The organism is Phenylobacterium sp. 58.2.17, assembly GCF_026411515.1.
GTDB lineage: Bacteria > Pseudomonadota > Alphaproteobacteria > Caulobacterales > Caulobacteraceae > Phenylobacterium.
The window spans coordinates 12,917-39,186 of record NZ_JAPMTQ010000023.1 but is presented as its reverse complement, the minus strand read 5'-3'; the positions used below and the strand labels follow the sequence as shown (position 1 = coordinate 39,186).

General features: G+C 68.8%; 31 protein-coding genes. 10 read left to right on the top strand and 21 right to left on the bottom strand.

From position 1 onward, the window contains the following. Positions 1-16: 16 nt before the first annotated feature. Positions 17-718 carry a lysophospholipid acyltransferase family protein gene (locus tag OUA97_RS14700; protein ID WP_267232717.1) on the bottom strand — a complete coding sequence of 234 codons (702 nt, stop codon included), beginning with the start codon at positions 716-718 and terminating at the stop codon, positions 17-19. Continuing rightward, complete coding sequence (locus tag OUA97_RS14695; protein ID WP_267232715.1) at positions 715-2,487, bottom strand: ABC transporter ATP-binding protein; 1,773 nt, start codon at positions 2,485-2,487, stop codon at positions 715-717. The genes OUA97_RS14700 and OUA97_RS14695 overlap by 4 nt, the downstream gene beginning before the upstream one ends. 162 nt (positions 2,488-2,649) lie before the next feature. Between OUA97_RS14695 and OUA97_RS14690 the strand changes: the two genes are divergently transcribed. Together OUA97_RS14690 and OUA97_RS14685 are read left to right on the top strand one after the other, a co-directional pair. After that, complete coding sequence (locus OUA97_RS14690) at positions 2,650-3,201, top strand: hypothetical protein (RefSeq protein ID WP_267232714.1); 552 nt, start codon at positions 2,650-2,652, stop codon at positions 3,199-3,201. 74 nt (positions 3,202-3,275) lie between these two features. Further along, entirely contained in the window at positions 3,276-3,941 is a 666-nt protein-coding gene (locus OUA97_RS14685) for a fused DSP-PTPase phosphatase/NAD kinase-like protein (RefSeq protein WP_267232713.1), read from the top strand. A gap of 27 nt (positions 3,942-3,968) precedes the next feature. On the opposite strand, the gene OUA97_RS14680 is transcribed toward OUA97_RS14685, so the two are convergent. From OUA97_RS14680 to OUA97_RS14655, 6 genes are all read right to left on the bottom strand, one after another. Next, the gene (locus OUA97_RS14680) at positions 3,969-4,205 is read right to left on the bottom strand and encodes a DUF4170 domain-containing protein (protein ID WP_267232712.1); all 237 of its coding nucleotides are present in this window, start codon (positions 4,203-4,205) and stop codon (positions 3,969-3,971) included. Positions 4,206-4,222: 17 nt separating this feature from the next. After that, positions 4,223-5,017: a 3'(2'),5'-bisphosphate nucleotidase CysQ gene (locus tag OUA97_RS14675; protein ID WP_267232711.1), complete on the bottom strand. Its 795-nt coding sequence runs from the start codon at positions 5,015-5,017 to the stop codon at positions 4,223-4,225. Beyond that, positions 5,017-6,348, bottom strand: a complete 1,332-nt coding sequence (locus OUA97_RS14670; protein WP_267232710.1) for a TldD/PmbA family protein — start codon at positions 6,346-6,348, stop codon at positions 5,017-5,019. The genes OUA97_RS14675 and OUA97_RS14670 overlap by 1 nt, the downstream gene beginning before the upstream one ends. Positions 6,349-6,391: 43 nt before the next feature. Continuing rightward, complete coding sequence (locus tag OUA97_RS14665; RefSeq protein ID WP_267232709.1) at positions 6,392-6,793, bottom strand: MAPEG family protein; 402 nt, start codon at positions 6,791-6,793, stop codon at positions 6,392-6,394. A gap of 84 nt (positions 6,794-6,877) precedes the next feature. Continuing rightward, entirely contained in the window at positions 6,878-7,924 is a 1,047-nt protein-coding gene (locus tag OUA97_RS14660) for a M23 family metallopeptidase (protein ID WP_416362432.1), read from the bottom strand. A gap of 34 nt (positions 7,925-7,958) precedes the next feature. Beyond that, a complete protein-coding gene (locus tag OUA97_RS14655; RefSeq protein WP_267232707.1) occupies positions 7,959-9,482 on the bottom strand; it encodes a UbiD family decarboxylase in 1,524 nt (507 codons plus the stop codon). An 83-nt stretch (positions 9,483-9,565) separates the two neighbouring features. Here OUA97_RS14655 and OUA97_RS14650 point away from each other — a divergent pair, with 83 nt between their 5' ends. After that, complete coding sequence (locus OUA97_RS14650; protein ID WP_267232706.1) at positions 9,566-9,787, top strand: hypothetical protein; 222 nt, start codon at positions 9,566-9,568, stop codon at positions 9,785-9,787. Between the two features lie 113 nt (positions 9,788-9,900). Next, positions 9,901-10,182, top strand: a complete 282-nt coding sequence (locus tag OUA97_RS14645) for a UrcA family protein (protein ID WP_267232705.1) — start codon at positions 9,901-9,903, stop codon at positions 10,180-10,182. Here OUA97_RS14645 and OUA97_RS14640 read toward each other — a convergent pair whose 3' ends face one another. The 4 genes from OUA97_RS14640 to ggt all read right to left on the bottom strand — a co-directional run bounded on the left by OUA97_RS14640 (position 10,183) and on the right by ggt (position 13,150). Beyond that, on the bottom strand, positions 10,183-10,371 hold the full coding sequence (locus OUA97_RS14640) for a hypothetical protein (RefSeq protein WP_267232703.1): 189 nt from the start codon (positions 10,369-10,371) through the stop codon (positions 10,183-10,185). Between the two features lie 99 nt (positions 10,372-10,470). Beyond that, a complete protein-coding gene (locus tag OUA97_RS14635; protein ID WP_267232702.1) occupies positions 10,471-10,812 on the bottom strand; it encodes an MmcQ/YjbR family DNA-binding protein in 342 nt (113 codons plus the stop codon). Beyond that, positions 10,809-11,387 (bottom strand): YdeI/OmpD-associated family protein, encoded by a 579-nt coding sequence (locus OUA97_RS14630; protein WP_267232701.1) that lies wholly within the window; start codon positions 11,385-11,387, stop codon positions 10,809-10,811. Before OUA97_RS14630 ends, OUA97_RS14635 begins: the two co-directional genes overlap by 4 nt. After that, positions 11,387-13,150 (bottom strand): gamma-glutamyltransferase, encoded by a 1,764-nt coding sequence (gene ggt / locus OUA97_RS14625; protein WP_267232699.1) that lies wholly within the window; start codon positions 13,148-13,150, stop codon positions 11,387-11,389. The genes OUA97_RS14630 and ggt overlap by 1 nt, the downstream gene beginning before the upstream one ends. A gap of 164 nt (positions 13,151-13,314) precedes the next feature. Between ggt and OUA97_RS14620 the strand changes: the two genes are divergently transcribed. Continuing rightward, the gene (locus OUA97_RS14620; protein ID WP_267232697.1) at positions 13,315-13,605 is read left to right on the top strand and encodes a hypothetical protein; all 291 of its coding nucleotides are present in this window, start codon (positions 13,315-13,317) and stop codon (positions 13,603-13,605) included. Here the strand turns inward: OUA97_RS14620 and OUA97_RS14615 are convergent. The 3 genes from OUA97_RS14615 to OUA97_RS14605 form a co-directional block, all read right to left on the bottom strand. Then, positions 13,602-14,108, bottom strand: coding sequence for a YkgJ family cysteine cluster protein (locus tag OUA97_RS14615; protein WP_267232696.1), 507 nt, complete (start codon positions 14,106-14,108; stop codon positions 13,602-13,604). The two genes, OUA97_RS14620 and OUA97_RS14615, sit on opposite strands and share 4 nt — an antisense overlap. 67 nt (positions 14,109-14,175) lie before the next feature. Then, positions 14,176-14,517, bottom strand: a complete 342-nt coding sequence (locus OUA97_RS14610) for a VOC family protein (protein WP_267232694.1) — start codon at positions 14,515-14,517, stop codon at positions 14,176-14,178. A gap of 45 nt (positions 14,518-14,562) precedes the next feature. Continuing rightward, positions 14,563-15,225, bottom strand: a complete 663-nt coding sequence (locus OUA97_RS14605; RefSeq protein ID WP_267232693.1) for a class I SAM-dependent methyltransferase — start codon at positions 15,223-15,225, stop codon at positions 14,563-14,565. 98 nt (positions 15,226-15,323) lie between these two features. Here OUA97_RS14605 and OUA97_RS14600 point away from each other — a divergent pair, with 98 nt between their 5' ends. Then, positions 15,324-15,911: an HdeD family acid-resistance protein gene (locus tag OUA97_RS14600; RefSeq protein WP_267232691.1), complete on the top strand. Its 588-nt coding sequence runs from the start codon at positions 15,324-15,326 to the stop codon at positions 15,909-15,911. Here OUA97_RS14600 and OUA97_RS23465 read toward each other — a convergent pair. The 5 genes from OUA97_RS23465 to OUA97_RS14575 all read right to left on the bottom strand — a co-directional run bounded on the left by OUA97_RS23465 (position 15,908) and on the right by OUA97_RS14575 (position 19,795). Further along, entirely contained in the window at positions 15,908-16,582 is a 675-nt protein-coding gene (locus OUA97_RS23465; RefSeq protein WP_416362431.1) for a CatB-related O-acetyltransferase, read from the bottom strand. The genes OUA97_RS14600 and OUA97_RS23465 overlap by 4 nt on opposite strands. A gap of 92 nt (positions 16,583-16,674) precedes the next feature. Further along, positions 16,675-17,607 carry a fatty acid desaturase family protein gene (locus OUA97_RS14590; protein WP_267232689.1) on the bottom strand — a complete coding sequence of 311 codons (933 nt, stop codon included), beginning with the start codon at positions 17,605-17,607 and terminating at the stop codon, positions 16,675-16,677. Next, positions 17,607-18,221 (bottom strand): TetR/AcrR family transcriptional regulator C-terminal domain-containing protein, encoded by a 615-nt coding sequence (locus OUA97_RS14585; protein ID WP_267232687.1) that lies wholly within the window; start codon positions 18,219-18,221, stop codon positions 17,607-17,609. Before OUA97_RS14585 ends, OUA97_RS14590 begins: the two co-directional genes overlap by 1 nt. 72 nt (positions 18,222-18,293) lie before the next feature. Beyond that, positions 18,294-19,064 carry an SDR family NAD(P)-dependent oxidoreductase gene (locus OUA97_RS14580; protein ID WP_267232686.1) on the bottom strand — a complete coding sequence of 257 codons (771 nt, stop codon included), beginning with the start codon at positions 19,062-19,064 and terminating at the stop codon, positions 18,294-18,296. Beyond that, positions 19,061-19,795, bottom strand: a complete 735-nt coding sequence (locus OUA97_RS14575; RefSeq protein WP_267232685.1) for an SDR family NAD(P)-dependent oxidoreductase — start codon at positions 19,793-19,795, stop codon at positions 19,061-19,063. The genes OUA97_RS14580 and OUA97_RS14575 overlap by 4 nt, the downstream gene beginning before the upstream one ends. A gap of 158 nt (positions 19,796-19,953) precedes the next feature. Between OUA97_RS14575 and OUA97_RS14570 the strand changes: the two genes are divergently transcribed. After that, positions 19,954-20,370: a MerR family transcriptional regulator gene (locus OUA97_RS14570; RefSeq protein WP_267232683.1), complete on the top strand. Its 417-nt coding sequence runs from the start codon at positions 19,954-19,956 to the stop codon at positions 20,368-20,370. A 19-nt stretch (positions 20,371-20,389) separates the two neighbouring features. Here OUA97_RS14570 and OUA97_RS14565 read toward each other — a convergent pair whose 3' ends face one another. Continuing rightward, positions 20,390-21,400 (bottom strand): UbiA family prenyltransferase, encoded by a 1,011-nt coding sequence (locus OUA97_RS14565; protein WP_267232682.1) that lies wholly within the window; start codon positions 21,398-21,400, stop codon positions 20,390-20,392. Positions 21,401-21,786: 386 nt separating this feature from the next. Here OUA97_RS14565 and OUA97_RS14560 point away from each other — a divergent pair, with 386 nt between their 5' ends. The 3 genes from OUA97_RS14560 to OUA97_RS14550 all read left to right on the top strand — a co-directional run bounded on the left by OUA97_RS14560 (position 21,787) and on the right by OUA97_RS14550 (position 26,264). Beyond that, on the top strand, positions 21,787-22,584 hold the full coding sequence (locus tag OUA97_RS14560) for a class I SAM-dependent methyltransferase (protein ID WP_267232681.1): 798 nt from the start codon (positions 21,787-21,789) through the stop codon (positions 22,582-22,584). A 108-nt stretch (positions 22,585-22,692) separates the two neighbouring features. Then, on the top strand, positions 22,693-24,480 hold the full coding sequence (locus OUA97_RS14555; RefSeq protein ID WP_267232680.1) for an ABC transporter ATP-binding protein: 1,788 nt from the start codon (positions 22,693-22,695) through the stop codon (positions 24,478-24,480). Further along, on the top strand, positions 24,477-26,264 hold the full coding sequence (locus OUA97_RS14550; RefSeq protein WP_267232679.1) for an ABC transporter ATP-binding protein: 1,788 nt from the start codon (positions 24,477-24,479) through the stop codon (positions 26,262-26,264). The genes OUA97_RS14555 and OUA97_RS14550 overlap by 4 nt, the downstream gene beginning before the upstream one ends. Positions 26,265-26,270: the final 6 nt, after the last annotated feature.

Sequence of the window (26,270 nt, the reverse complement as noted above, 5' to 3'; positions counted from 1 at the left end):
CCCTGGCGCGGAAGGATCAACGTCGGCGGACCAGGGCTTCGGCGCGCTGCGTGGTGGCGGTGAGCTTGGCCGACAGATCTTCGATCAGCGCTGCGATCTCGGCCTCGCCGGCGTCGGCGGGTACATAGTAGGGCCCGTCCCAGGCGGTAGCCCCGCGGCCGAACGGCCAGGCGAAGGTGACCTTGTCCCAGGTGTCGAGCACGATGGCCGGCGAGACCGCCAGGCCCATCAGATAGATCGGCGCGCCGGTCTTGCGGGCGATCTGCAGCGAGCCGGGGGCGATCACCTCGGCCGGGCCGCGCGGCCCGTCCGGGGTGACGATCAGCACGCCGCCGTCGTTGACCCAGTTGATGGCCTCGCGGATCGCCGCGACCGCCTGGCGGGCCTTGTTCGTGTCGCCCTTCTTGGCCGACGACGTGCGGATGGCCGGGAAGCCGGCCCGAGACAGGGCCTGGGCGATGAACTCGCCGTCGGCCGAGGGCGAGACCATGCAGCGGACCTTGTCGCGCCGCCACCAGACGGGCGCCAGGCCGAGGCACAGCGGGATGCTGCCGTGCCAGAACAGCGCCACGGCCGGTTTGCCGTCCTGCAGGATCGGCTCCACGCAGGCTAGGTTGTCGTGCGTCCAGCGGCGGCTCTTGAGCGTGATGATCAGGTGCAGCCACAGCAGCCAGCTCAGGAAGGTCTGGACGCCGGGGTTACGCAGCAGGTTCTTCAAAGCACGGGTTCCATGTCGAGATCCTGGCTCTTGGCCAGCCGCGCGTAGAGGCCGCGCTTCTTGATCAGGCCCGCGTGGTCGCCGGACTCGACCACCTTGCCCTTCTCGATGACATAGATGCGGTCGGCGCCGCGTACCGTCGACAGGCGGTGAGCGATCAGGATGGTGGCGCGCCCGTGCATCAGTCGCGACAGCGCCGCCTGGACCTGGGCCTCGCTCTCGGTGTCGAGGGCGCTGGTGGCCTCGTCGAGCAGCAGGATCGGCGCGTCCTTGAGGAAGGCGCGGGCGATGGCGATGCGCTGGCGCTGGCCGCCGGACAGCCGCGCGCCGGCTTCGCCGACCAGGGTGTCGTAGCCCTCGGGCAGGGCGCCGATGAACTCGTGGGCGGCCGCGGCCTTGGCCGCCTCGACCACCTGCTCCTGGGTGGCGCCCGGCCGCCCGTAGGCGATGTTGGCGCGGATGGTCTCGTCGAACAGGAACGGTTCCTGGGTGACCAGGGCGACATGATCGCGCAGCGAGGCCAGGGTGACGTCGCGTACGTCGATCCCGTCGATCGTCACCTTGCCGCTGCTGGCGTCGTAGAAGCGCGGGATCAGGTTGAGAATCGTGGTCTTGCCGCCGCCCGAGGGGCCAACCAGGGCGACCGTCTCGCCGCGCTTGACCTCAAAGCTGACCCCCTCCAGCGCGGGGCGGTCCTCGGCGCTATAGGCGAAGCCGACGTCGTCGAAGGCGACGGTGCCGTCGGTGATGACCAGCGGCTTGGCGCCGGGCCGTTCGCGGACCTCAGGCTCGACGTCGAGCGCGGCGAACAGGCGGCGGGCGGCCGACAGGCCCTCGGCCATGACCGTCTGCAGGTTGGCGAGTTGGCGCAGCGACTGCGAGGCCAGGCCCAGGGCGCCGATGAAGGCGACGAAGGCCCCGACGTTCATGCCGCCCGACTGCGAGCGCCATCCGGCGTAGGCGATCACCCCGGCGGTGATCAGGGTCATCAGGGTTTCGGTGGCCGGGGCGGCGCGGGCGCGCGCGTTGGCGCCCTTGACCAAGAATTTCTGGCGGCGCTTCACGACCTCGGCGACGCGGTTTTCCTCATAGGCCTCGCGGTTCTCGATCTTCACCACCCGCACGCCGTCGAGGCTTTCCATGATCGCGGTGGAGAGCGCCGAGGTCTCGGCCATGGCCCCCTTGGTGGCCTTGACCGTGCGTTTGGAGAACCGGCGCATGACCCAGGTCGACAGCGGCGCGGCCACGACGAGGGTCAGCGACAGCATCGGGTCGTTGCTGACCATGACGATAATCGCCCCGATCACGGTCAGCAGGTGCTGGGTGTAGTTGATCACCCCGGCGGTGGCGGCCTCGCGGATCAGGCCGGCGTCGTAGAGGACCGACGACACGAACGAGCCGGTGTGGCCGGCGCGCAGGCGGGCGAGGTCGGCGCGCACCAGCTTGCCGAACAGCTGTACCTGGACCTGGCCCACCACCTCGTTGCCGATGCGGTTGACCTGGGTGGCCTGGATGACCTGTGAGAGGCCGCGGGCGAGGGCCAGCCCGGCGATGGTCAGCGGCACCGCCAGCAGCGTCCCGGGCTTGTGATTGACCAACAGGTCGTTGATCGCCGGCTCGAGAATCTGGATCAGGCTGGCGCTCAGATAGGCCACGGCGATCGCGGCGATCATGGCCACGGTCCAGCCCTTCCAGCGCGGCGCCATGTAGACGCGTGCGATCCGGGCGACGACAGCGCGGGTGGACAGTTCGGCGGCAGGCTCGCTCATCGGTCCTGGGGTCGGCTCTCGGCGCAGGGAAGTCAAGAAGGCGTCTTGGCCCGGCGCAAAGGCGGCATATGGTGTTGGTCGGGGCGAAACCGAGGCGCGCCGCTGGTCTTCACCCGATCGGGCGGGCGCGCGGCGGTGGTCCTCGCCCCTATGGAGACTGTCATGCGCGCCGTCGCATTCATCCTGGCCCTGGCGTTGGCGCCCGCCGTCGCGGTCGGGCAGCCGACCCCGGCCACGCCCGCCGCCAAGACCGCCGCCGCGCCGCCTGCAAAGGCCGTCCCGCCGCCCGCCGTCAAGGCCGCACCGGCGATCCCCACCGTTCCGGCCCCGCCGGCCGCGCCGCCGGCCGCGCTTGGTCGAGAGCCCCAACTGTCGCGGGCCCAGAACACCGCGATCGCCAAGTCCATCGCCGCCCTCAAGACGCCGGAAGAACGGCGCCTGGCAAGCGGCTGGAGCAACGCCAAGAAGGTGGCCGAGGTGATCTGTCGTCCGGCCGCCTTGCCCGCGTTGAAGAAGCAGGTGCCCAACGCCGATCGCGTGTTCCTGGGCACCGACGATCCCAAGACCCTGACCCTGGTCAGCACCCGCAGCCTCACCGGGGCGGGGCAGGTGCGCTCAGGCTCGGCCTGGCGCGACTTCACCTTCACCTGCGCCCTGATGCCCAGCAGCGGCAAGGTCGCGGGGTTCACGGCCGTGCTGAAGCCGGTGACCTAGGACCAGACGTCGCGCTCGGCTTCCGCTGGCGTCCCGAACCGCCTATCTAGGCGCGCGCAATGCAGGAAGCTCGCTTGGCCGATTTCGACCTCACCACGCCCAAGGGGCGCGTCGCGACCTATCTGGACTATCTCTGGAAGGATCACGCCTATCTGCGCCTGGGCTTTTCCAACGCCCATTGGATCAGCGACGAGCTGGTGCGCACCAACCAGCCCTGGCCCCATCAACTGGCTGAGTGGAAGAAGCGCGGGGTCAAGACGATCATCAACCTGCGTGGCGGGTTCGACGCCAGCTTCCATGCGCTGGAGAAGGACGCCTGCGAGCGCCTGGGCCTGAAGCTGGTGGACTTCACCATCACCTCGCGCGAGGTGCCGAGCCGCGCCCGAGTCCACGGCGCCAAGGAACTGTTCGAGACGATCGAATATCCGGCCCTGATGCACTGCAAGTCCGGGGCGGACCGGGCCGGCATCATGAGCGTGTTCTACATGCACTTCCGCAAGGGACTGCCGATCCGCGAGGCGCTGGATCAGCTGCATATCCGCTACCTGCATGTGAAGCAGGGCAAGACCGGCGTGCTTGACTACACGTTCGAGCGCTATCTGGCCGAGGGCGAGCCCAAGGGGCAGACGTTCCTGGAGTGGGTCGACAGCGATGCCTATGACGAAGCCGGCATCAAGGCCGACTTCCGCGCCAACATGTGGGGCCGGCTGCTCACCGAGGGCATCCTGAAGCGGGAATAGCCTCCCCCTGAGGGGAGGCTTGGCGCCCTAGTCTTCCTGAGGGTCCTTGTCGGGATCCAGCAGCTTGTGGGCGTGGATCACGAAATAGCGCATGTGCGCATTGTCGACGGTTTCCTGCGCCTTGCGGCGCCAGGCGGCGACCGCCTCGCCGTGGCTGGCGTAGGCGCCGACGAGGTCGATCTTCGTCAGATCGCGGAACGTGTTGTGCTCCAGATCCTCAAGTTCGCCGCCGATGACGAGGTGCAGAAGCTGCTTCTCGGGCATGATGTTCCCCAAAATGGTCAGTTGGGTAGGTCGATATGCCGTACGCGCTCCAGGATCAATGGGGCCAATCGCGGAGCGGCGCAAACGAGGCTCGGTTGCGCGGGTTTTGGGCCATTATACACGAACGGGCGGCCAAGATGGTCGCCGACGAAGGCTCCGGCCTCGCGGGCGATGAGGTCGGCGGCGGCCAGATCCCAGTCGTACTTGGCGACCAGGGCCAGGGTGGCGTCGAAGGCGCCGGCGGCGATTACGCACATCCGGTAGGCGGTGGAGTTACGGGCCTCGATACGCATCTGCGGCCACGGCGTCGGCCAGGCAGGATGGGCGAACATGCGGGCGTCGCCGACCATGCCGCAGCCTTCGACGGTGTCGCGCTGCGAGGCGCAGATGGGCTGGCCGTTCAGAGTCGCGCCGCCGCCGGCGATCGCGCGATAGGTCTCGTCGAGGTCCGGCGCGAAGACCACCCCGGCGATCGGCTTGTCGTCCTCGACCACGGCGACCGAGACCGCCCACCAGGGTCGATCCTTGATGAAGGCCCGGGTGCCGTCGATCGGATCGACGACGAACAGCCGCCGCCGCGAGCGACGGACCGGATCGTCGGCGGTCTCTTCGGACAGCCAGCCGTAGTCGGGGCGCGCGCTGGTCAGGATCTGCTTGATCAGCGCGTCGGTGGCCAAGTCGGCGTTGGTGACCGGCGAGTCGCCTTCCTTGTAGGCGGTCTCCAGGCCCTCGCGGCGCAGCTTCAGGGCTAGGGCCCCGGCGTCGAACGCCGCTTGGCTGATCAGTTCGAGGTCCTGGGCGGGATCCGTCATCAGCGCCCGGCGATCGCCAGGCCGTCGACCAGCAACGACGGCGCGTTGGCCGAGCCGCGGATCTCGAGGTCGGCGCCTGGAACCAGCCGGCCGTAGATGTCGATCAGGTTCCCGGCGACGGTGATCTCGGCGACCGGGTAGGCCAGTTCGCCGTTCTCGAACCAGAAGCCTGAGCAGCCGACCGACCAGTCGCCGGTGTTGCCGTTCAGCGAGGGACCGAACATCGAGGTGATCAGCAGGCCCTTGCCGGCCTGGGCGATCAGTTCAGCCTGGCTGGCGGCGCCCGGCTCCACGGTGAGGTTGGTGGTCGAGACCCCCGGCGCGCCGGCCAGTCCGCGTGAGGCGTGGCCGGTCGTCTCCAGGCCCAGCTGCCGGGCCGACGAGGCGTTCATGATCCAGGTGGTCAGCACCCCGTCCTCGATCAGCGCCCAGCGGCGGTTGGCGACGCCTTCGTCGTCGAACGGCGAGGAGCCAAGGCCGCGCACCCTGTGCGGATCGTCGACGATGTTCACGCCCTTGGCGAACAGCTGGGTGTTCAGCTTGTCCTTCATGAACGAAGTGCCGCGCGCGATCGAGGGCCCGGCGATGGCGCCGATCAGCGGGCTGATCAAAGACATGGCCACGCGGTTCTCGAAGATCACCGGGGCGGTGGTGGAGTCGATCTTGCGCGCGCCCAGGCGCTGCGCGGCGCGCCGGCCAGCCTCTTCGCCGATCGAGCGGGCGCTCGGCAGATCGTCGCGCCAGCGGGTCGAGCGGCCGTCATAGCCGCTTTCCATGGTCTCGCCGTCGCCGGCGATCGCCGAGGCGGTGATCGAGAAGGCCGAGGCCTGGTAAACGCCGGAGAAGCCGCTCGAGGTGACCAGCCGCCAATGGGATGATGAGGCCGAGGCCGAGCCGCCATCGGAATTGGTGACCTTGGGGTTGGCGCGGGCGGCGTCCTCGGCGGCGCGGGCGACCTCCTCCAGGGCCTCGGGCGAGGGTTCCTGCGGGTCGTAAAGGTCGAGCTCGACGAAGGGGCCCGTCGCCAATCGATCCTGCGGCGCCAGACCGCCATAGGGATCCTCCGGCGCCAGCTTGGCCATCGCCACAGCGCGCTCGATCAGCTTGGCGCGCGCCTCGGCCGAGATGTCGGAACCGGAAACCGTCGCCTGCCGCTGGCCGACGAAGACCCGCAGGCCGAGGTCGCGGCTCTCCTCGCGCTCGACCTCCTCAAGCGCGCCCATGCGAACATTGATGCCGAGGGCGGCGCGCTGCGCCCCCACGGCTTCGGCGGAGTCTGCGCCGGCCTTGAGCGCGGCGGAGACGACATCGGCGAGCAGGTTTTCGTCCATCAAGGCCATATGGCGGGATGCGCGCCTCGCGGCAAGCTGCGGCTCACGTGATGGCGTAGAACAGCAGCGCGACGCTGGCGAAGACATAAGCCAGCCAGGTCAGGGTGACGCCGATCGAGCGGGCGAACGAGGAGCCGCCGCTGCGCGACAGGCCGAAGGCATGCAGGCCGCGGCCGACGAACAGCAAAAGGCCGGTCAGGTGCACGGCCAGCGGCGGAGCTTCGACCATGGCCAGGACCGCGATGCCGACCATGGCGGCGGGGACGTACTCGGTCGCGTTGCCGAAGGCGCGGATCGCCTGCGCCAGTTCCGGGACCCCGCCGTCCCCCAGCGCCACCTTGTGCCGGCGTCGCTGGCGCACGACCAGCAGCGACAGCACCAGCAACAGGATCAGGTGCAGCCCGACCCATAGGGCCGCGGCGTGGCCGGATGTCACGGCGTCCATATTCGATTGTCCTTCATTCGCCCCCGCGAAGGCGCACAGTTGGGCTTGGTTTTACGAAAAGGGCAAGGGCGGGCCTGGCCCGGCTCAAAGCACGACGGCGAAGTCCCTGGAGATGACGGCCTTGCCGCCCCGCCGCACGACATAGGTCGCGACGTAGCGGCCTGGCGGCCAGCCGGCGGGCTGGGCGCGCTTGCCGGCGATGAGCATGTATTGCGCCTTGGCCCGGTCGAGGGCCGGCTGGGCGCTGGACACAAGGACCCGGCCATCGGGGGCGGTGAGGGTCAGTTCCTGCACGTCGCCGCCCTGCAGGTTGACGGCGCGGACATAGGCGACCAGCGCCGTTTGCCGGCGCGGCGGGGCGATCCCACCGGCCTCGATGGCCGCCATGTCTACGGCGTCGGCCGCGAAACCGGCGTTCAGCACCGCACCGGACTTATAGGCCATGGCCCGCGCGGCGCTCGGCGTCCAAAGACCGACGCCGCGTCGCGCCGGATCGCAGCCAGGCTCGGGCGAGGATGGGTCGACCATGACGCCGTCCTTGCGGACGGTGAGGTGCAGGTGCGGATACTCTGTATTGCCCGACAGGCCGATGCGCGCGATCGGGGTTCCGGCGGTGACCGCGTCGCCGACCTTCACCTTCAGGCTGCCCTGCGCCAGGTGGCAGTACTGGGTCTCCCAGCCCTGGCCGTGGTCGATGACGACGCCGTTGCCGCAGTCCTGGCCCTGAAGGGCTGCTGCGCCACGGGTCCGGACCGAGACGTCGGCCACCCCGTCGCGCAGGCGCGCCACCTTGCCAGCCGCGGCGGCCAGCACGTCGACGCCGGCGGCCTGGGCGGCCATGTCGGGAATGCGGATGTCGACGCCGCCATGCGCCTCATAGGTGCTGGAGCCGCAGCGAAAGTCCTTCGCTTCGGGGCCAGGGTCGCGGTCGACGTAGTTCTGGACCTCGCAGCTCGATCCGACAGTGCAGGCGACGGGAAAGTCCAAGCGCAGACCCACGGCCGGCGCGGCTTCTGTGGTCTGAGCGATCTGGGCGGCGGGCGGCTGGGCGTCCTGCGCCTCGGACTTTGTGGGCGGGGCGCAGGCGGCGGTCAGGCCGGCCAGCAGGATCGGTGCGAACTTCAAGCGCATCTCCTTGTCGCCCCCCGGCGGATCTGCAGGCGGACTATACCGGATCGCCGCTCCCCGGCAGGCCCAGGCGCGCCCACTTCTCCGTGACGGCGGCGACCGTCGCCTCGTCCATGCCGAGCTTCTCGCCCCACTCGCGATGCGTTTCCGGCGGCCACTTGTTGGTGGCGTCGAGGCCGATCTTCGAGCCGAGCCCGCTCTCCGGCGAGGCGAAATCGAGGTAGTCGATGGGCGTGCCCTCGACGAGGGTGATGTCGCGCGCCGGATCCATGCGGGTCGACAGCGCCCACATGACGTCCTTCCAGTCGCGGGCGTTGATGTCATCGTCCACGACGATCACCCACTTGGTGTACATGAACTGCCGCAAGAAGCTCCAGACGCCCATCATCACGCGCTTGGCGTGGCCGGGATAAGCTTTCTTCATCGAGACCACGGCGATGCGGTACGAGCAGCCCTCTGGGGGCAGCCAGAAGTCGATGATCTCCGGGAACTGCTGGCGCAGCAGCGGAATGAACACCTCGTTCAGCGCCTCGCCCAGCACGCTCGGTTCATCCGGCGGCCGGCCGGTGAAGGTGGTCAGGTAGATCGGGTCCTTGCGCATCGTGATGGCGCTGACCTTGAACACCGGGAACTGCTCGACCGAGTTGTAGTAGCCGGTGTGGTCGCCGTACGGCCCTTCGTCTGCGTACTCGTCCAGCATGACGTGGCCTTCGATCACGATTTCGGCCTGGGCGGGCACCAGCAGCGGCACCGTCTTGGCCTGGACCAGGTCGACCTTGGCCCCGCGCATCAGTCCGGCGAACTGGTATTCCGACAGCGTCTCGGGCACCGGCGTCACCGCCGCCAGGATGGTGCCTGGATCGGCGCCGATCACCACGGCGGCGGGCAGGGCGTCGGGCTTGCCGGCCGCTTTCCAGCGCCGGTGGTGCTGCGCGCCGCCGCGGTGCGCCAGCCAGCGCATAATGGTCTTGTCCTTGCCCAGCACCTGCATGCGGTAGATGCCGAGGTTGTAGTCGTCCTCGCGCTCGTCGGACGGCCCTTTGGTCACCACCAGCGGCCAGGTGATCAGCGGCGCCGGCTCACCCGGCCAGCAGGTCTGGATCGGCAGCTTGGTGAGGTCGATCTGGTCGCCGGTCCAGACCACCTCCTGCACCGGCGCCTTCTTCACAGTCGCCGGGCGCATCGACATCACCGTCTTGGCCAGCGGCAGCATCTCGAAGGCGTCCTTCAGTCCGCGCGGCGGCTCGGGGCTGCGCAGGAAGGCCAGCAGTTCGCCAACCTCGCGCAGCTCACCAGCGGTGGTGCGCTCCTGACCCTCCAGGGTGACGCCCATGGCCACGCGCTTCACCGTTCCGAACAGGTTGACCAGGCAGGGCATGGTCGAGCGCTCGCCGTCGGCGCGCACGACGTTCTCGAACAGCACCGCCGGGCCGCCGGTCACCAGCAGCCGGCGCTGGATCTCGGTCATTTCCAGCACACTGGAGACCGGCTCGGTCACCCGCACCAGTTCGCCCGCCGCTTCGAGCTTGGCGATGAAATCCCTCAGCGACCGATAGGCCATGCGCTCTCCATTCGTGCTGGCGATTGGTCTAGGGCGGGGCGGCTCTGGTGTCACCTGCACGGCGCCGGTAAAATCGGCGGGTCATGAAGCGCATCGATCTCGACGATCTCCCGCCCAAGCTCGCCCAGGTGCTGACCGCCGTCGAGGCGGGCGAGGAACTCCTGCTGGTCCAGAACGGCGCGGTGGCGGGCCGGCTCGTCGGCATGGCGGCGCCCCCGCCCGAGCCGGAGCCCGAACAGTCCAGCGACGAGCGCGCCGCGGAGATCTTCGAGCAGTTCCGCTCGGCCATGGAAGACGAATTCTAGCTGCCCATTTTCGGTGGCGCGGCGGTCGCAAACCCAATATCTGTCAAGTGTTGTGGCGCAATGAGGCCGCAGAGCCCCGCCGCTGCGACTTATTTCGGCAGTAGGGAAACGCCATGCTCAAAATCATCGCAATATCGACTGCGCTCGCGCTCGCCGCGGGTGCTGCAGTCGCCGCTCCCGCCGGATACGGCTCCGCCGTCGTGCGGGTCGGCGACCTCGATCTTGGCCGTCCGGCCGACGTTGAGCGCCTTCAAAGGCGCCTGGAGACCGCCGCGCTTGAAGTTTGCGGCGCGCACGCCGGCAGCGTCCGGATGGTCAAGCAGGCCGTCGCACGCTCGGAGTGCTATCGTGAGACCCTCGCCCAGGCTTCGGCCCAGGTGCGGACCGGCCGCTAGTCAGTCGTCGTCATCGTCGAAGTCGTCGTCGCCGCCCAGGACGTCGTTCAGGGCGTCGATGATGGCGTCCATCTGGTCGGGTGAGACTTCAAGCGCGACCGGCTCGCCGCCGGCGCCAGCCACGGTCAGAAGATAGCCCTCGTCAGTTTCCTCGAACTCGAAGCGTTCGAGCGGTTTCGGCTGGGCCATGGGGACCTCCTGTCCGTTGGCGTCGCGGCGGTGTGTGGAGCATCGCCCCTCAGAGCGAATCCGCGCCATCTCCGTTCCAAGAAATCATGCGCCGGAGCGTCAGGCGCCTGCGTCTCGCGCATTGACCAGCTTCTTGGGGGCGATCTTGCGCCAGCGGCGGTCGAGGAAGTTCTGCAGCGATCCGGGATGCAGGCGCTCAATACGGGCCAGCACGCTTGGATAGTCCTTGTAGTGCGGGGTGATGTGGAAGGTCGCCGGTTCGGCTTCCATCAACATCTCGCGTTCGTCGTGACTGACGTCCAGCAGCACTAGGCTCTGGTCCTCGCTGCGCAGGCGGGTGAAGAACTTGCCGTTCACCTTGTAGGACGGCTGGCCGTAGGACGTGCCTTCCTCGGCGCCTGGAAACGCCAGGATGAGTTCGCGGACTTCGTCGGGGGTCATGGCGTCTCCCTCTTGGTCGCGGACACCAGCTTCACCCCGTCCGCGCAGGCGTCAATCAGGATCGCCATCCGCTTGGCGCGGGTCTCTGCGCCCTTGGCGCTGACCACGCGGTGGACGGCGACCTTGCGGTAGGATGGCGGAAAGGCCTGGAAGGCGGCCCATGCCGGCGCGTTCGCCTGGAAGAGGGCGGTCTCACTATCGGAAAAGTCCTGTACGCCGCGTTCGTGCGAATACTCGTTGGTGCGGCCCTTGCCGGCCTCGAACGCGGCCACTCCGGCAGGATGGACCAGGCCGAGCGCGCGAAGCTCCTCGATCCGGCGGATGTTCACCTGGCTCCAGATGCCTTTCGGCCGCCGGGGCGTGAACCGGATGCGATAGTTTTCGCCATCGATGGAATGGCGAACCCCGTCGATCCAGCCGAAGCAGAGAGCCTGATCGACCGCCTGCGGCCAGGTGATCGAGGCCATCCCCGTGCTCCGTTTGCGAAAGCCCACCGAGAGTTCGGTCGCGGTCTCGTGGTTGGCCTCAAGCCAGGCGCGGAACGCCTGCGGCGTCGTAAAGAAGGTCGGCTCCATCAGTAGGCCAGGGCCACGCCGTCCTTGCGCATCTCGGTCGCGGCCGCATAGCGGCCGGGCCAGCGCTCAATGGCCTGATAGCCGCCGTAGCCGCCGGGATCGGGCGCGAGCGTCCAGCCGATGGCCGCCAACGCGGCCTTGGTCGATTGCGGTACGCCTGTTTCGAGGTTGAGCACCCCGGTTCCCTTCTGCGCTTCGCCGGTCGGTTCGCTCGATCCGCCGTGATGCCAGCGCGGACTGTCGCCGGCCTCCTGCACCCCCAGGCCGAAGTCGACCATGTTGGAGATGATCTGCGCCTGGCCCTGGGGCTGCATGTCGCCGCCCATCACTCCGAACGATAGCCACGGATCGCCGCCCTTGGTCGCGAACCCCGGGATAATGGTCTGGAAGGGCCGCTTGCCGGGCGCGTAGATGTTCGCGTGGCCGTCCTCCAGTGCGAACAGCTCGCCGCGGTTCTGAAACATGAAGCCCAGGCCGTCGGGCGACAGGCCCGAGCCCATGCCGCGATAGTTCGACTGGATGATCGACACCATCATCCCGCTGGCGTCGGCGGTGGTGAAGTAGGTGGTGTCGCCGCGGCTCGGCGCCTGGCCGGGGAACACCGGCGTCAGGATCTTGCCGGGCGAGATCAGCTTGGCCCGCTCCCGGGCGTACTCCTTCGACAGCAGCCATTCGGTCGGCGTCTTGTAGAAATCGGGGTCGGCGTAGAATCTGGCGCGATCCTCGAAGGCCAGGCGCTTGGCCTCGACGGCATGATGGATCGCCGCCGCCGACTGGAAGCCCATCGCCCCCAAATCGAAGGTCTCCATGATGTTCAGCATCTGCAGCGTGGCCAGGCCCTGGCTGTTGGGCGACAGGCCCCAGACGTCGACGCCGCGGTAGTTGACCTTGTGCGGCGGATCCCAGCGCGCGTGGTGGGCGGCCAGGTCGGCCTTGGTCATCCAGCCGCCGATCCGCTTGAAATAGGCCTCGATGGTCTGAGCGACCTCGCCGCCGTAGAAGCCGTCGCGCCCGTTGGCGGCGATCTGCCGATAGGTGCGGCCCAGCGCCGGGTTCTTGAAGATCTCGCCTTCCTTCGGCGTGCGGCCGTCTGGGGCCCAGACCTTCCTGAAGTTCTCGGTTTCCTCGATCCCGGCGTTCGGGCGGGTGAAGTTCTTCCGCGATCGATCCAGGTAGTAGGCGACATTCTGGGACACCGCGTGTCCCTCCTCGGCGTAGATGATCGCCGGCGCGAACAGGTCTTTCCACGGCAGCTTCCCGTAGCGCAGATGCAGCGTCCACCAGGCGTCCACCGCGCCCGGCACGCTGACCGACACCGCGCCGTAGGAGGGGATCAGGCCATTGCTGGCTCTGCCGCGCACGGTCTCCAGCGACAGGCCTTTGGGGCTGCGTCCCGAGCCGTTCAGCCCCTCGACGCGACGGGTCTTCGGGTCCCAGACCATGACGAAGCAATCGCCGCCGATGCCGCAGGCGATCGGCTCGACCAGACCCAGCACGGCGTTGGCGGCGATCGCCGCATCCACCGCCGAACCGCCCAGCCGCAGGACGTCGAGCGCCGCCAGGCTGGCCAGCGGATGGGCGGTCGCCGCCGCGCCGTGGGCGCCCCAGGCGGCGCTGCGCGAGGCGAAGGTGGCCCCGTCGATGCGGTCGCCGCCGTGCACGTCGGGGCGGTCGCGGTTGGGGTTGTCGGCGCGGCTCTGCGCCAAGGCCCCGCTGGCCAGGGCCGAGGCGGGCAGGGCGGCGAGGAAGGTGCGGCGGCGCATGGCTACTCCGGAAGACGAATGCTCGACCTGGCGGCACTATAAGGTGAAGTTTGCCCCGGGTCCGTGTGTTGTGCGGCGGCTTACGCCTTGTCACGGGACTTTCCGCCCACGTCCGATTGCCCTTTGGGGCGCGGCTCGGCTATATGCCGCGCTTGGGGATAGACATGCGAACAATCGACGCCTTGGCGGCGTCGGCGGCCTTGCTCGCCGTTCTGGCCTTCAGCCAGATGGCGGGCCAGCAGGCGTCGCCCGACGAGATCGCCGCCGAAACCTGGATGCTTGAGCAGGACATGGTCCGGCTGCTGGGCGCGATGAGCGGCCCGGCCGAGGCCTGTTATGCGATGACCTTGCCGTCGGCGAAGGCGGACGAGGGGCTGTTGCCCCTGGCCAGGGATCGTGCGGGCGTGGCGCTGGCCTCGTCCTGCGATCCGACGATGATCTCCCAACTGACCTAGTCGCTGGCCACGTCGCTCAGGATCATCGCGTACGGGACCATCACGCCGTCTCGCTCGGCGTAGCCGCTGACCAGCTTGTGCTCCGGATCGACCAGGCCCAGGTCGACGTCCTCGTGCGGGAAGACGACGATCCGACGGTCGCCGATGCACACCACCAGCTCGCGCCCCTCCAGCGCCAGTTCCGACATCGCCTTCAGGCGGCCGTAGTAGGGCTCGCGCTTCCAGGCCCCCGGCTGGTTCGGATCGACGATGACGTTCAGCCGTCGGCCGTCCTTCTCGGTGTACATCAGGAACTTGGCCCGGTCGGGCCGCCAGGCCTCGTCCAGCTTCTCGCTGTCCAGCCACAGGCAGATGAAGCCGCGGCAGGCGGCTGGCCGGTCTTCATAGACACTGCATCCGGCCGCACGCTTGAAGTGCCCGCACCAGGCGCCGGCCGGCTTGTCCAGCGACTGGATCGCCAGCAGCTTGCAGCACATGCCGCAGTCGCCGCAGCTCTTGCCCATCGCGCCTGTCCTTCACCATCGTCCGGAGCCGGACGATAGCGTGGGCGCGTGACGGTTCGGCGACGCCCTAGCTCTCCGACCAGACCGCCAGTTCGTTGCCGGACGGGTCGCGGAAGTGGAAGCGTCGGCCTCCTGGGAAGCTGAAGATCGGCTTGACGATGGCGCCGCCGGCGGCCTGCACCTTGGCAGCCATGGCCTCCAGGTCGTGAGCGTAGAGCACCACCAGGGGCTTGTCCGTCTGGGCCGCGGCGTCGGCGTCGAAGCCGCCGTCCAGCCCTTCCTCGAACGCGGCGTAGCTGGGGCCATAGTCGGTGAAGGTCCAGCCGAAGGCCGACTGATAGAAGCGCTTGGTGGAGACCAGATCGCCGCCCGGCAGCTCCACATAGTCGATCTTGCCGTCTTCGCGCATGGCGCTCTCCGCTGTCGAGTTCTCAATTCGTTCCAGATTGCGCGGTCAGGCCGGCAGAGTCCAGACGGCGGTCTTCTTGACTTCGCGGTCCTCGAGTTCGCGGGTGGTCGGCACCTCGTACTCGGCCAGCTTCTCCAGCCCGACGCGCGGGAAATAGCTACGGCCGGGATCGCCGATCAGCACGCGGGTTCCACGCACATGGGCGGCGGCCAGCCAGTCCATCACCTGCGTCGCCAGCGGCTTCTCGTAGCAGATGTCGCCGGCCAGGATGACGTCGACGTCCGGCGGCGGGGCGTCCAGCAGGTTCTGGTCGGTGAAGTCGATCCGCACGCCGTTGAGCTCGCCGTTGACCGCTAGGGCCGCGCCGCAGAACGGGTCGATGTCGGTGGCCAGCACGTGGCCGGCGCCAGCCCGCATCGCCGCGATGCCGACGATGCCGGAACCCGACGCGAAGTCGACGACGCGCTTGCCGGCGACCTCGTCGGGATGGTCGAGGACATAGCGCGCCAGCGCCTGGCCGCCGGCCCAGGCGAAGGCCCAGAACGGCGGCGGCAGGCCGATCTCGGCCAGAGCCTCTTCGGTCAGGCGCCAGATCGGCGTCACCTCGTCGGCCAGATGCAGGTTCAGCTCCGGCGTGTGCGGCGGCGGCTGGATGCGGGTGTTTTCGAGGATGAAGGCGCGGCGGCCTTCCGGGGTCTGGATAATCACCAGCGCCCCCTAGCATGGGCGTGCGCGAGGCGCTTGCGCGATCGGTATGGAACCGAATGCCCCGTTTTCGCCTTTTTCCCTCCAAGCGGGAGACGGCCATGTCGACTGACCAAGGATTGCGCTCACCCAACCCGGTGCTGACCTCGATATTCGAGGGCGTGTCGTGGCAGGCCATCGCCCTGCGTGGGGTGGTCGGGGTGCTGTTCGGGCTGCTGGCGCTGTTCGCCCCGGCGACGACGGCGTTGTCGCTGGTGCTGGTGTTCTCGATCTACCTGATGGCGGACGGGTTCTTGGCTATCGCCAGCGCCTTTCGGGCGATGCGGGAGCGCCACGCCTGGGGCCTTCTGGCGCTGGAAGGCGTCGCCAACATCGTCGCCAGCCTGATCCTGTTCTTCATGCCGGGCCTGGGCATGGTCGCGTTCGTCGCCATCGTCGCGGTCTGGGCGCTGTTCGCCGGCGGGGTGAAGCTGGTCACCGCCATGCGGCGCGGCCCGGTTCCTGCGCGCGGTTGGCTGGCCTTCTCGGCGGTGGTCTCGCTGCTGTTCGGGGTCGTGCTGATACTCGCCCCGATGGCCGGCGCCGTGGTGCTGACCTGGTGGCTGGGGATTTACGGCCTGGTGTTCGGCGCGGTGCTGCTGTTCCTGGCCTTCCAGCTCCGCTCGGCGCGCAAGAAGGCCGGCCGCTAGGCGCGCTCCCTCCTGATGGCGTTGTCCGTCTTCTTGAAACTCCACCATTCCGGCGCGTGCGGCGTCAGGCGGCCCTCGCCGACGGCGGCCTCGATCTCGTCGACGGCTTTGGCGGGGTTCGTCAGGTCGAAAGCCCGACCGATCAGGTTGTAGCGCCACCATTCGAGGGCGCGGAGACGATCGATCATGGCTTCATCGAAGCGGTAGCGGATCGTCCTGGCCGGAACGCCGCCGACAATGGCGTAGGGCGGCACGTCCTTGGTCACCACGGCGCCCGCAGCGATCACGGCTCCATCACCGATGGTGAGGCCGGTCTTCAGTTTCACGCCGGCGCCGATCCACACGTCGTTGCCGATGGTCGTTCGCTTCAGTTTCTCGAAGCTGGCGACGGGCGGGCCGTCGAAGGGGCTGGGGAACAGCTGCTCGTAGGCGAAAGGACTCGTGGTCAGCCCGTCGAGGGGGTGGTCCGTAAGGACCGAAACGTGGTCCCCGATGGAGCAGTATCGGCCAATGTCCGTGTAGTGCAGCGTGGTCTGAGGCGAGATGTAGGAAAAGGCCCCGCCGCGGACGTTGTTCAGGACGACGTTCGCCATGACCCTGAAGGGCGTCTCCAATACGACGAGGCCGTTCAGGAAGGTCTGGGGGCTGATGACAAAGGTCGCTTGGGTCATGGGACTCCCGGAGGCGCTGCGGCGACGCCATGGCGTTGGAGGCCTTGCCGACGACGATTCGGATCAGCGCGACAAGCTTCAAGAGCCTGATGCTATGCGGCTTTGCCGGCCGCCAGCGCCAGCACCTTCAGGTAGCCGCCCGGCTCGATCAGCATCTGCTCGCCGACGCCCTTGGCCCGCAGCAGGCGATGCACGCGCGGCAGGTTGTAGCAGGGCACATGCATGAACATGTGATGCTCGCAGTGATAGTTCACGTAGTAGGGCGCGATCAGCAGCCGCTCTACGAAGCCGGCCCTGGTGGTCCGCGCCTGGCGCATCGGGTTCGGCTCGCCCACGTCGATGCAGGCGTGCTCGGCGATGTTGCGCAGCCGGGTGACCAGCGGCAGCCAGGTCGCCTGCGGCAGCACCCACAGCACCGGCCAGGCCCACCACAGCCCGAACGGCGCGCCCACGGCCGTGACGATCAGGCCGAAGCCCAGCCACCGGCGCTTGTCCTTGATCTCCTGGGCGATGATCGGAAGCACGGGTTGCCCGGCCTTGCGCATTTTCAGCTTGGCGATGAACGCGCCGAACCGCTGCTTGAAGAAGGTCTGACCGGTCAGGTCGCGGACGATCTTGCGCCGCAGCGACAGCGCGGTGATTGGAAACGGCGCTGACAGCACCAGGTCCGGGTCCTCGCCCTGCTGGGCGAAGCGATGGTGCGTCAGGTGATAGGGCCGGTAGCGGTGCAGGCCGCCGGGCGTCAGCCACTCGCCGATGAAGTCGTTGACCTTGAGGTTCTTGTGCAGGGCGCCGTGGGCGGCGTCGTGCATCAGGATCGCCAGCCCGAGCTGGCGCGTGCCGATGATCATCACCGCCAGCGGCAGGGTCAGCGGCCAGACCACGACCATCGCGCCGGCCGCCAGGATCAGCGCCCAGGCGTGGGCGATCATGGCCGGGCCGCGCCAGGACGAGCGGGCCGAGATCGGCGCCCATTCCTGGTCGGTGAAGAAGTCCTTGGGCGAAAGGCGGGCGGCCGCGGCCATCAGTCGTGTCCTCCGTTGGCGCTGTGCCGCATCAGGGCGAGCATCTCGTCGACGGCTTCCTGCGTGGTGGCGCCGGTCGCCCCGTCGCGCAGGGCCACGCCCAGCGCCAGGGTCCAGAACCGCCGTGCGGTGACGGCTGGGTCATCGCCGCCGCTCCAGCCGCGCCTTGCCTTGGTCTCGGCATAGGCGCGGTCGCCCTGGGCGTGCAGCCGTTCGAACGTGCGCTCGACCTGCGGGACCAGGTCCTGGCGCCGGCGGGTCAGGGACAGCGCCTCGACGAACAGCGCCAGGCCCGGCGATCCGACCACGGTCTCGACCAGCACGCGGTTGTAGTGCGGCCCGCTGGCCGCCCCGGCGGCGGCCTCTTCAGCCTGGCGGGCGACATAGAGCACCTCGCGGCAGGCGGCCTCGACGAACAGCGCTTCCTTGGTGCGGAAATAGTAGGTGATCTGGCTGGGGAAGGCGCCGGCCGCCGCGGCGATGTCCGCCACCGCCACGCCGGCCAGCCCCTGATCCTTGAACAGCATCACGGCCGCGTCGAGCAGGCGCGAACGCATCCGCTTGCCTGGCTCCCGCACCGCCCGCATCGCCTTCAGGGGTTGCACCTTCGACATGCATTATTTGTACGTCATACAAAAAATGCGGTCAATCGGGTCGAGAGGCCCTCCTGCGCGGGGGCGATCCGGTCATGCGTTGCGCGCCATCAGTCCCCCATCCACGGGGATGGTCACGCCGGTGATGTAGGAAGCGGCCGGCAGGCAGAGGCTCAGGGTGATGTGCGCCACCTCGTCGGGCAGGCCGTAGCGGCCCAGCGCCGTGCGCCGCTTGGCGAACACCGCCTTCTGGTCGTCGGGGATGGCCGCCGTCATGCCGGTGGCGATGGGCCCGGGGCAGATGCAGTTGACCGTGATCCCCTCCCGGCCCAGTTCCACCGCCAGCGCCCGCGTCAGGCCGGTGACGCCGGCCTTGGCCGCGGCGTAGGGGCTGTCCATCGCAGTCGCCCCGAGCGCCTCGGTGGAGGCGATGTTGACGATCCGCGGGGCGGACGAGGTGCGCAGGAAAGGCAGGGCTGCGCGGATCACCCGCTGATGGGCGCTGAGCAGGATGGCCAGCGATCGGTCCCACACCGCCTCGTAGCCGTCGCTGTCGATCGGCGAGAAGGCCGAGACGCCGGCGTTGTTGATCACCGCGTCCAGCCCGCCCAGCCCCTCGGCGATCTGCGGCACGACGGTCGCGATCTCGGCGGCGTCGGAGACGTCCAGCTTCCAGGCCCGCGCGCTCAGGCCGCGCGCCGTCAGCTCGTCGGCGACCGCGGCCGCCGGCGCCAGGGCGTGGTCGGTGACCGCCACGTGCGCGCCTTCTTCGGCGAACACCTCGGCCGTCGCCCGGCCCATGCCGGACCCTGCGCCGGTGACCAGCACCCGCGCCCCCTTCATTGATCGGCTGAGGCGGCTCACAGGCTCAGCCCTCCGTCCACGACCAGGGTCTGGCCGACGACGTAGGAGGCCAGCGGAGAGGCCAAGAACAGTGCGGCTCCGGCCATGTCGGCGGGCTCGCCCATACGGCCGGCCGGGATGCGGCTCAGCGCCCCGCGCAGCCGGTCGGGATGCTCGGTGGTGACCTTCGTCAGCTTGGTGTCGACCAGACCTGGGGCCAGGCCGTTCACCCGGATGCCGTCGCCGGCCCAGGCCTGGCCCAGGGTCTTGGTCAGGCTGACCGCCCCGGCCTTCGAGGCGGCATAGGCCGGATTGCCGCGATTGGCCTGGAAGCCGGACACTGAGCTGACGATGATGATCGAGCCCTTCGCCTTGGCCAGCATGTCGTGGAACTTGGCCGCGCAGGCCATCAGGCTGTCGAGGTTGACCGCCATGACCTGGTCCCAGCCGGCGCGCTCGAACTCGCCGCGCCGGTAGACCACCGTGCCCTGGCACAGCACCAGCACGTCCAGTTGCTCGAAGTCGGGAACATTGGCGGTGATCGCGTCCCGGTCGGCGACGTCGACCTGAGCGTAGGCCAGGCCCATGAGGTCGGAGCCGTCCACGCCCGCATAGTCGGCGGCGCTCGGGCGGGTGCCCCAGACGTGGACCTCCGCACCGCGCGCCCGGAAGCCCTGCGCGATCCCGTTGCCGATCCCGCTCGATCCGCCCACGACCAGCACGGTCCGGCCGGTGAAATCCAGTTCACCCATCGTCTCGTCCTCCCTGTTTTCGGCATCCTCACGCCGCGGGGAGGGGTGCGGCAATGCTCACCCAACGTCAGCATTGACGTGAACGTAAGGTCGGGGAACTGTTCGTGGTGACGGGCGCGGAACAAGCCCCGCGCTTCAGAGACAAACGGGAGGTACAGATGCTTCAGAAGCTTCGCCGTCCGGCGACCACCTTCACGATCACCCAGCTCTGCCGCGAGTTCGGCACGACCCCGCGGGCGCTCCGCTACTACGAGGAGCAGGGCCTGCTGTCGCCCAGCCGCGAAGGCCAGGCGCGCATCTACACCTATCGCGACCGCGCGCGGCTGACCTTGATCCTGCGGGGCAAGCACGTCGGGCTGTCGCTGGCCGAGATCCGCGACATCCTCGATCTCTACGAACGCGACGACGACCTGACCGCCCAGAACACCCAGGCCTTGGGAAAGTTCAAGGAGCGGATCAAGGCGTTCGAGGCCCAGCGCCGCGAGATCGACCAGGCGATCGAGGTGCTGCACGACGCCAGCGCCCGGCTGGAGGCCGCGCTCGCCGAGCGCGCCGGCCGCGCCGCCTTCGGCTGAGGACCGATCCCGTGGCGGTCTAGAACCCCGCCACGGGGCCTTTCCAGGCGCCGGCCGCCAGGGCCAGGAACAACAGCAGGCCGGCCAGGTGGTTGGACTTGAACAGCGCCAGCGCCAGCGGGCCGTCGTTGACGTCGATGCGGGCCGCCTGCCGCGACAAGTGCATGCCGAACAGCGCCGCCAGCGGCAGGAACAGCGGGCCCAGGCCCCCGGCCCAGGCCGCCGCCAGCGCCAGGGCGAAGCTCAGCACGTAGAAGACCAGCACGCCCTTCTGGACGTTCGCGCCCAGGCGGCGGGTCGACGACTTGATCCCGGCCAGCGCGTCGTCCTCAAGATCCTGGATCGCGTAGATGGTGTCGTAGCCGAGCGTCCAGAAGATCCCGGAGGCGTAGAGCAGGGCGGCCGCCAGGGACAGCCGCCCGATCTCCAGCTGTTCGGCCGGGACCAGCGCCGCGCCGCCAGCCTGCGCCGCCAGCCAGCCATAGGCGCTGACCGACCCCGTGGCCGCGGCGAAACCGAGCAGTGCGCCCCAGTTGAAGGTCAGGCCCAGCCACGCCTGCGGCCACCAGGTGATGCGCTTCATGAACGGATAGCCCGCGACCAGCGCCAGGGAGAGCACGCCCAACCCGACCGCCAGCGGCGTCATGCTGAGCAGCAGACCCAGCGAGATCAGACTGCAGATGACGATGAAGCCCCAGGCTTGCCGCACGCTGATCTGGCCCGACGCCACCGGTCGCATGGCTGTGCGGGCCACCTTGGCGTCGAAGTCACGGTCGACGATGTCGTTGAACGCGCAGCCGGCCGCCCGCATCAGCGCCGCGCCGACGAAGATCTTGGCCAGCAGCAACAGGTCGGGCAGCTTGCCGTCCATCGCCGCGGCCAGCGCCGCGCCTTGCCAGCCCGGCAGCATCAGCAGCCAGATCCCCGCCGGCCGGTCGAAACGGCCGAGCTTCAGCCAGGGCTGCACAGCGTCGGGCGCGTGGCGGTCGACCCAGTTGCTGGGCGCGGCGTCGGGCAGTTGGGTGCTCATGGGTTGGCTTTACTCCGCCTGTGGCGTTGCGGCCACTCCTGCGCTGCAACTCTACGGTGCGGGTGAAATAACGCCGGTCATTGCGATTGACAGGGCGAATCCATGCGCGCAGTTTGCGTCCCGTCGTCGTCCGGCCCCGCAACCATCTGACAGGGAGGTGATCATCGTGGCAGCACTAAATCATCGTCCGCAGATGCCGCTTGTCGCCGTGATCGCCTTCGCAGGACGGTTCCGCGACTAGGTCGCGCCCGGCCCCGCCAGCGGGCTGATCTGCACCTCCATCGCCAGTCTGAACGCGCGTTCGTTCGCGCAGCTCTGGCGCTCCCCGATTCCACGGATTTCCCCGTCGCAACGCGCGAAATCCGTCCGTCTCGAAAGACGACGACATGCCTATCGCCGAACCCATTTCGGTTCCGACCAACGCCCCCCATCCCAATCGCTACGGGGCGATGTGCACAGAGGTCTACGACCTCGACAAACCGCCGGGCTCGCTGCCCGACGTGCCATTCTATCTGGAGCGGCTCGCGGGAACCGACGGTCCGATCCTCGAAGCCGGGGTCGGAACCGGCCGCCTGTTGATCCCGCTGCTCGAGGCCGGACTGGAGGTGGAGGGCTTCGACCGCTCCGCCGACATGCTGGCCTCCTGCGCCCGCCACTGCGCCGCACGTGGCCTTGCGCCCGCGCTCCGCCAGGCGCGGTTTCAGGACTTCGGCTACGAGCACGACTTCGCGGCGATCCTCGTACCTGCCGGGACCTTCACCCTGCTGGACGACTTCGCCGAGGCGTTGGCGGTGCTGAAGCGGTTCTTCGATCACCTTCGTCCGGGCGGGCGGCTGATGATCGACCTGATGCCGCTCGGCTACCTGGTCAGCGAGCGACCGGATATCCGCACCTGGATGACGCCCTCGGGCGATGTTCTGCGGATCGAAGGCCAGGCCGTGGAGATCGATCTCGTCCGCCAGCGCCGGGTCACTCACGACCGTTACGAGCGTTGGCGCGACGGCCGGCTGGTCGAGACCGAGCTGGAGGTGATGGCTTTCCGGTTCTGGGGCCTGAAGGAGTTCGAACTGGCGCTCGCCGCGGCGGGTTTCACGGACATCTCCGTCGGCGCCGATCACCAGCCCGGGCGGCCGCCCGGCCGGTCGAGCCGCATACTCAATTTCGAGGCCCGGCGACCCGTCTAGGGGCGCGGCAGCGGCGCTGGGGTCCGTGCTCCCCCACGGGCCCCGGCGCCCACCCTCGATGTCTCAATTTACCCCCGGCGGCTGCCGGGCCGATTTGTGAAACCCGTTATGACCGACATTCTCGACGACGACCTCGACCGTCCCCGAACCCTGACCAACCGCCAGGTGCTCGGCTTCATGGCCGGGCACTGGATGCGCGAGCCGAAGAAGTTCGCCCTGATCATCGGCTTTGGCCTGATCGCCACGATCTGCGACCTCTCAATCCCCTGGGCGACGCGCGGCCTGATCAACGCCGTATCCAGCCCGGACAAGGTGACCGACGCGGCCTGGATCGCCTGGGCCTCACTCTCTGGGCTCTACCTGGTGTTCTACATGTCCCGGACCAGCATGTTCCGGGTGATGAACGGCTTCTACGCCCGGATCATGTCGCGCATGGTCAAGGAAGGCTTCGCCCGCGTGCAGGCCTTCTCCTCGGACTGGCACGCCTCGAACTTCGCGGGCGCCACGGTGCGGCGGGTCAGCCGCGCCATGTGGGGCTATGACAGCGCCGCCGACGCCCTGATCGCCATGCTGCTGCCGACCGTCCTGGTGCTCGGCGGCCTGGCGATCTCGCTCGGACTGCGCTGGCCGCTCGCCGGCCTGTTCGTGGCCGTCGTGATCGCGGTGTTCGCCGCCTACAACATCCTGATGTCGGTGCACTTCGTGCGGCCGGCCAACCTGCGCTCGACCGCCCTCGACTCCGAGATCGGCGCAGCGCTGGCCGACGCCATCGGGGCCAACCCGACGGTGAAAAGCTTCGGGGCCGAAGACCGCGAAGCCGAACGCTTCGCGCAAACCGCCGACGCCTGGCGCTGGGCGGTGAACAAGACCTGGGACCGCTTCAATGTCGTGGGCCTGGGGCAAAACCTGCTGCTGATCATCCTGCAGGCCGGCCTGACCGGGTTCCTTGTCCACGCCTGGGCGCAAGGCCAGGCGACCCCGGGCGACGTCGCCTTCGCGATCACCTCGTTCATCGTCATGGCCGGCTACATGCGCAACTTCAGCGAGATCACCCAGATGCTCCAGAAGGGCCTGGACGACATGCTGGACGTGGCGACCTACATGCGTACCGAGCCGCAGCTGAACGACCATGCGCAGGCGCGGCCGTTCCGCGGCGACCTGGGCGAGGTGATCTTCGATCGGGTCACCTTCGGCTACGCCAACCAGCCGCGGCCGCTCTACGAGGGCTTCACCCTGATCGTCGCGCCGGGAGAGCGCATCGCCCTGGTCGGCCCGACCGGGGCGGGCAAGTCCACCTTCGTGAAGCTGATCCAGCGCCTGTACGACGTCCAGAGCGGCCGGATCCTGATCGACGGCCAGGACATCTCCAAGGTCGCCCAGACCAGCCTGCGGCGCGCCATCGCCGTGGTGCCGCAGGACCCAGCGCTGTTCCACCGCAGCATCGCCGAGAACATCGCCTACGCCCGACCCGACGCGACGGCGGACGAGGTGATGCTGGCCGCCAAGCGGGCCCGCGCCCACGACTTCATCGCCCGCCTGCCGAACGGCTACGACACGCTGGTCGGCGAGCGCGGCGTGAAGCTGTCGGGCGGCGAGCGCCAGCGGGTGGCCATCGCCCGCGCCTTCCTGGCCGACGCCCCGATCCTGGTCCTCGACGAGGCGACCTCGTCGCTGGACGTGGAGACCGAACGCCTGGTCCAGGCGGCGATGGAGGAGCTGATGGTCGGGCGTACGACCATCGTCATCGCCCATCGGCTGTCGACCATCCGCGGCGCCGACCGGATCCTGGTCTTCGACCGCGGCCGGATCGTCGAGGAGGGCCGCCACGCCGAACTGATCGAAAAGGGCGGCGCCTATGCGCGGCTGCACGCGGTGACCGAAGGAACCGAGCTGTGACCGACCACTACGAAGACGCCGAGGACCAGAAGCAGCGCACCCTGCCCAACCGCAAGGTCATCGGCTTCGTCATGCGCTACTGGCTGCGGCGGCCTGGCCTGCTGAGCGGCATGGTCCTCTTCTCGCTGCTCTCCATCGCCGCGGACATGGCCATCCCGCTGGCGGCGGGGCGGCTGGTCGACGCCGTCGCCGAGGGACCGCAGGCGGCGAACGTCGCCTGGGGCGCCTGGGCGGTGTTCGTCGCCCTGTACCTGGTGCTGTCGGTGGTGCGGAACATCGCCAACAAGTTCTGGAACCCGTTGGCCGCGCTGAACATGCGTGACCTGACCGACGAGGGCTTCTCGCGGGTGCAGTCGTTCTCGGCCGACTGGCACGCCGACGCCTTCGCCGGCGCCACGGTGCGCCGGCTGTCACGGGCGATGTGGGGCTATGACCTGGTCTCCGACGCCATCGTCATGTGGATCGGCCCGGCCCTGCTAGTGCTCATCGGCCTCTCGGTGATGATGATCGTCCGCTGGCCGATGGTGGGGCTTTTCTCTCTCGACATCGTCACGCTCTACATCGCCTCCAACGTGATCCTGACGGCCAAGTACGGGCGACCGCTGAACCAGCGTTCGGTGGCCCTGGACTCGCGGATCGGCGGCGCGCTGGCCGACTCCGTCACCGGCAACGCCACCGTCCGCAGCTTCGGCGCCGAGGCCCGCGAAAGCGCCCGCATCGGCGAGATCACCGAGACCTGGCGCGGGGCGGTGGTGCGTACCTGGAACCGCTTCACCGATCTCTGGCTGATCCAGAACATGCTTCTGGCGGTGCTGCAGGGCGGGCTGACCGGCCTGCTGCTGCTGCTCTGGTCCCAGGGCAAGGCGACCCCCGGCGACGTCGCCTTCGGCATCACCGCGTTCCTGGTCATGAGCGGCTACCTGCGCAACATCGGCGAGAACGTCCGCATGCTGCAGAAGGGGCTCGACGACGTCGAGGACGTGGCCCGCTTCGCCGAGATGGCGCCGCAGGTGGCCGACGCGCCTGACGCCGCGCCCCTCGCCGGACAGTTGGGCGAGGTGGTCTTCGAGAACGCCACCTTCCGGTACAAGTCGGTGAACGAGCCGCTGTTCCGGAATTTCTCCCTCACCATCCGTCCGGGGGAACGCGTCGCCCTGGTCGGCCCGACCGGGTCGGGCAAGTCGAGCTTCGTCAAGCTGATCCAACGGCTCTACGATCTCGATGAGGGCAGGATCCTGATCGACGGGCAGGACATCGCCCAGGTGCAGCAGGGCTCGCTGCGCCGCGCCATCGCCGTGGTGCCGCAGGACCCGGCGCTGTTCCACCGGACCATCGCCGACAACATCGCCTATGCCCGCCCCGAGGCCACGGCCGACGAGGTCGCGCTCGCCGCCCGCCGCGCCCGGGCGCATGAGTTCATCATGCGGCTGCCCCTCGGCTACCAGACCCTGGTGGGCGAGCGCGGGGTGAAGCTGTCGGGCGGCGAGCGCCAGCGCGTGGCGATCGCGCGCGCCTTCCTGGCCGACGCGCCGATCCTGGTCTTCGACGAGGCGACCTCGTCGCTCGACGTGGAGACCGAGCGCGACGTGCAGGCGGCGATGGAGGAGTTGATGGCCGGCCGGACCACCATCGTCATCGCCCACCGCCTCTCGACCGTGCGCAACGCCGACCGGATCCTGGTCTTCGACCAGGGCCATATCGTCGAGGAGGGGCGCCACGCCGACCTGGTGAAGCAGGGCGGCGCCTATGCCCGCCTGCATGCGGTGAGCGAAGGCGCCGTCTGACGGCTG